This is a genomic window from Bacteroidota bacterium (genome assembly GCA_038746285.1).
Taxonomy (GTDB): Bacteria; Bacteroidota; Rhodothermia; order Rhodothermales; family JANQRZ01; genus JANQRZ01.
The window spans coordinates 1-5,178 of sequence record JBCDKT010000098.1 but is presented as its reverse complement, the minus strand read 5'-3'; the positions used below and the strand labels follow the sequence as shown (position 1 = coordinate 5,178).

3 protein-coding genes are annotated in these 5,178 nt (G+C 72.7%); all 3 read right to left on the bottom strand.

Features of this window, described 5'->3' with window-relative positions:
• Positions 1-464: 464 nt before the first annotated feature.
• Entirely contained in the window at positions 465-1,097 is a 633-nt protein-coding gene (locus AAGI91_17430; GenBank protein ID MEM1044394.1) for a hypothetical protein, read from the bottom strand.
• Between the two features lie 566 nt (positions 1,098-1,663).
• Complete coding sequence (locus tag AAGI91_17425) at positions 1,664-2,101, bottom strand: hypothetical protein (GenBank protein MEM1044393.1); 438 nt, start codon at positions 2,099-2,101, stop codon at positions 1,664-1,666.
• Between the two features lie 201 nt (positions 2,102-2,302).
• On the bottom strand, positions 2,303-5,178 hold a 2,876-nt coding region (locus AAGI91_17420), incomplete at its 5' end, for a strawberry notch C-terminal domain-containing protein (protein MEM1044392.1).

The following is a 5,178-nucleotide window of genomic DNA, read 5'->3' as shown; positions in this document are numbered from 1 at the left end:
TTCGTATCCGACGACGCCGAACGACCCGCCGGCAGGATGCCACCTGCCGGCGGAGAGGCGCGTGGGGGCCAGCGGGCCCCGGGCGGGCCGCAAACAACCCCGGCGACCCCCGATCGAGGCGGAAGATGGAGCCCCCCCCGCGGCTCTCCGCCGGCAGGTGGCATCCTGCCGGCGGGTCGTTCGGCGTCGTCGGATACGAAGGCTCGGGGTTGGTCGTCGCCATGGGTACGCAGGGCGTCGCTCCTCACGGTCACGCGCTGGCCGCGGTGGGAGCGCCCCCGCCGGCCGACGCGCCCGGAGCGGCCGGCGGGGGCGCCCACGCTCCCGCACTCCTCTCTTGCCCTCGCACTCCATCTCTCGGTCCCCAAGTCGATGTCTCTCCGTCCTGACACCTCTCGTCCCAGCAGAAGCAAGCCCGGTGGCCGCGCGGGCCACCGGGCTCATGAGCCGCAGGCTCAGAGGGGCTACTCGCCCCAGTCGGTCTCGGCGCTGTCGCCGCCGTAGGCATCACTGCCGTAGGCGTCGGTCGCGTAGAGGAGGCTCCCGTAGCTCGTCGCCCCGTAGGCGCCCGGCGAGACGGTGTCGCGGTAGCTCGCCCTGTAGACGAACAGACTCTCGTCGGCCACCGCGTGCGCCTCGGCCCAGGCCTTCCGGTCGTCGGCCCAGTCGAGCCACGCCGCCGCCGCCTCGTGCGCCCGGCTGATCGCGACGTGCACTTCCGCACCCTCGCCGCCGGTCACAGCGTGATCCGTCACGTGGTACCGGAGGACGGGGCCGGTCCCGTAGGCGTCGGTCTCGAGCCGGATCAGGGGGGCCACCCACAGGGCGTCCTCCGGTGGCAGCTTGCCGAGCAGGTGCTTCTCCGCGTGCGTCCCCGTCCGGTCGGCCACCTCGAGGAACAGGTGCACCTCGTCGGTCGTGGGGTCCTCCGGGTCGACGACGGCGATCCGAGCGACGAGCTCGGGGTAGGCGTCGCCGTCGGCCGCGCGCCGCGCGAGCCGGGCCAGCCCGGCCGGGTCGCAGTCCTGGAGCGTCGTCGGGAGGACGAGCGACCGGCTGCGGAGCGCGAAGCTGGCCCTCAGGGCGTCTTCGCGCATGTGGTACGGGTGGAACCGGGGGCACGACGTGCGCCGGAGCCACGAGGTGAAGCGGTACCACGTGCGGGCCTGATCGTAGTGCGGACGAGAAGATGAGCAGGGCATAGGAGGACCTCTTGAGAGGGCTCGTGACGGCCACCGTGCCCGGGGACCCGAGTGGTCCCCGCCAGCCAGCGGCCACCCCGCCCGCAGGCGTAAGGCCGGACTCCATGGGTCAAGGTGGAGCGCCCCCGCGCGGAGCGACCGTCGGCACCCCCTGGCCGCGCCTGCGGCCGGCTCCGGGGTTGGCGTCGCAGCGCGAGCACGGGGCGAACGACCTTGACGCCGTCCAGCCGTCGCCTAGACTGCCAGAAACCGCTGCCAACACCCCGCCCCCTCCCCTGCCGTCTTCGCACAGGTACCCCGAGCGAGGGTGGCAGGGTGACGTGCCGGAGCCCGGGGACCCCAGAGTCCGACAGCGGACCCCTGGGTCCGCGAAGGATCCGTCGATCCACGCCTCTCTGCAGCGTCCTCTGGACTCCGACGCCTCCCACATCGGGTCGACGTCGCCGAACTCCCCGGCCGGTTCAGAACCGCGACCCGTCGCCGAGCGCAGCCACGGCTCGCGCGTGAGCCCCTGATTCGGAGACCGCTGACGGTAACCCAGCTCCCGCGTCGTCGTAGCCGGCGAGGTAGGCCTCGAGGTCGTGCCCGAAGAGGCGCTCGAACCACGCGCGGTAGCGCCACGCGTCCCCGTGGCGGTGCCGCCAGGTGAACTCATCGAAGCGAACGCGCGCCCCGAGGCGGTCCAGCATCACGCCTCGGCCCTTTACCACAACCGGGTAGATCCACTCCGTCATCGGACGCTCGGAGTACCCGTCGGCGAGGCAGGCCTCGTGGCCCGCCTCGTAGGACGAGCACCAGCGGGCGCCGTACTCGGGACCGCCGCAATGGGAGTCGGGAAAACACCGGCACGTCAGCCGGTTGCAGTCGGGGCAGAAGTCGCTCGGATCGGGCAGGGACATGGCACGCAGGGGATGGGTCCCCGGCCGGGTGCCGGGGCCGCTCGTCGCCCCCGCAGAGCGGCCCCGGCGCCCGCGCACGCAGCGCCCAGCGCTTGACACCGATGGCACGTCAGGGATGGCACGCCGTCCCCGGTCGGAGTCCCGCCTCAGATCGAGGGTGGCCCCCTGGCCTCAGGCGGCTGTGACTCACGCGGCCGAGCCTCAAGCGGCCCGGCGGAGGCTCCTGCCCCGCGCGGGGTCCCGCACCTCGACCACGGGCCGGTGCTCGGTAACGGCCCTGAGGACGGCCGCCGCCCTCGCACCCACGGGCACGAAGAACCGCGTGCGGAAGGCGTGCACCTCGGCGAAGACGCCGTCGGCCTCCAGCTCGCGCATCGCGGACAGGTCCGGCCCCACGAGCTCGATCCGGTGCTCGCCCGCCGCTCGCCGCCGCTGGAGCCGCCAGCCGTTCGCGAGGTCGGCCTCGGCGCCCGCCATGAGCCGCTCCGCCAGCGCCTCGGGCGTGATCTCGACGCGGTCGCCAGAGGCTCCGAGGGCTTTAAGCGTCGCGCTCAAGTGCTCAGGGGCTACGGCCCGCCCGATCATGCGCTCGCCCGCCGGGCCGTGGGGGCCGGCCGCGTCCGTCTGCGCGCGGTAGATCCGGGGGTGCCCCGCGATCCGGTCCCAGATGGGCAGGATCGTGCCGGTGACGAGGTGGACCGCCTCGGTGGTGAACTCCGGCGCCGCGCGGACGCCCGCGTCCCAGAGCCGCCGGGCCTCGTCGGTCGGGATCGGTTGGTGGCCACCGTCGCCCGCTCGTGGGTTCAGGTCGGTCTCATCCATCAGCCGGTTGGACCGCACGCCCACACGGCGCAGGCGGGCCACGACGCGGCCGGTCGTGGTCGTGCGGCTCCCGGCCCGGACGAGCGCGTAGGGCTGCCCGCTTCGGCGGTTGACGACGAACCCCATCCAGGTGCCGAGTCCCTGCGCCTCCTTCGCCCAGCGCCAGGCCTCGTCCCAGTCCGCGATCTCCGTCCGCCGGGTCAGCTCCAGCGTCACGACCTGGGTCGTGGCCCCCGAGCGCGGGTGCCTGTAGACGTGCCGCTCGGCCGTCTTGACGGTCCGGAGGGCCTGGATGGTCTCGACGCCCACGTCGAGCGTGCCGGCCTCCCGCGCGGACTCCGTGGCCTCCTCGAGGTAGGCGTACCACGAGTCGAACACGGCGTCCATGTCCCTGGTCCGGAGCGAGAGGAGGCGGTTCAAGAACTTCGGGACCTCGGGGATAGCGCCGACGTTGAGCTGCCCGTCGGCGTCCAGGACGCGGATCCCCATTTGCTCCTCGACGAGCGACGGTGTCACGCCCGCGGCCGCCGCGCGGCCCGAGCCCCGGTAGAGGTCGACGAACCAGTTGTGGAGGCTGGCCCTGGAGAGCGAGGTCTCCAGGTTGAACTCCGAGGACAGGAGCCCCAGGCTCGCCGTCTGCCGCTGGCCCTTGGTCAAGGCGCCCAGTTGATCCAGCCGACGGGCGATGGTCGACAGGAAGCGCCTCTGGGCCTTGAGGTTGGTCGTGACGAGGACGAGCTCGGGCGGGCACGCCTGGTTCGCCCGGTGGACCCGGCCCATCCCCTGCACGCAGCGGGCGCTCGACCAGCCGGGCTCGACGCAGTAGAGGACCCGGCGTTGTTGATTGTCTGCGGCCAGATCGGCGTGGTAGCTCCGGCCCGTCCCCCCGGCCTGGCTGAACACGAGGACCCGGCGCCGGCCCGCCATGAACTCGTCCGCCTCGGCGTCGCACGTCCTGCGGGTCCGGCGCTCCTCAACCACCTGCTCGACGCCGTCCACGGTCTTCGCGACGAACCGTCGGCTCCGTCCCGTGACCTCGGCCACCGCCTCGGGGCCGAAGTGGGCGACGATTTGGTCGAGCACGCCGTGCGGCACGCGCGCGGCGCCCACCTCCAGCATCAGCCGGTCTCTTGCCGCCACGGCCTCGGGGGACTGCACGAAGTCGCCCGCTACGTTCTTGACGGGGCGGCTCCGGACGCGGCCGTCGTCGTCTTTGTACTCCTCGTAGAGCGTGGTCGGGAAGCTGGCCTCGACGAACTGCAGGAGCTGGTCGCGGGGCGTGACGTCGAGGTCCTGGAGGTCGTCGCCGCTCGCGACGGCCTTCGCGTAGGCGCGCTCGGTCGCCGCCTCCATCGTGGAGACGAGCTGCACGACGCAGGACTCGCCGGCCCCGAGGCGGGCCTCCATGTCCCGGATCAGGCTCGGCGCCGACATCGCGACCAAGAGGTGCAGGAAGAACCGCTGGTGGCAGCCCCAGAACTGGCTGTAGGCCGTGGCCCGCGCCCGGGCGCATTTGTCAGCGTTCGTGACCTCGAGGGCCGCCTGGAGGTTGCGGAGGACGACCTGCCACGCCTCGGCGCAGCGGTCGTAGGTCGTCGCCTGGTGCGGCTCCAGCTCGTGGACGAGCGTCCGGTAGTCGACCCCGTCGTAGGACACGGAGCGCGCGAGGTAGAGGCCCATGGACTTGAGGTCCTTCGCGACGAGCTCCATGGCCGCGATGCCTCCTGCGGACACCTTCTCGACGAAGCTCTCGACGGTCGGGAACGGGGTGCCACGGCCCCAGAGGCCGAGGCGGGCGGCGTAGGCGAGGTTGGCCACCTCGGTGGCGCCGGTCGCGCTCGCGTAGACGACGCGAGCATTGGGGAGCCGGGCCTGGAGCTCGACGCCGACGAGCGCGCGCTGGGAGGCTTTCTGCACGCCGCGGCTGCCCTGGCGGTCGATGGCGGAGGCCATGTTGTGGCTCTCGTCGAACACGATGACCCCGTCGAAGTCGGTCGCCTCTCCCGAACCTGCGAGCCAGGCGACGACCTGCTCTAGCCGGTCGATGCCTGTGGTGGCCCCGTCCTTCTCGCGCGGCTTCCCCTTCAAGGTGTCGTAGGAAGCGAAGCAGACGCCTTCGGCACGGGAGATGGCCCCCTTGCACGCGCCGAGGTCGAACAGATATTCGGCCGGCCCACCGAGCGCCGTCCAGTCGCGGACGGCGTCGCGGAGGAGGCTCCGGTTCTCGGACACCCAGAGCGCGCGGCGGCGGCCCT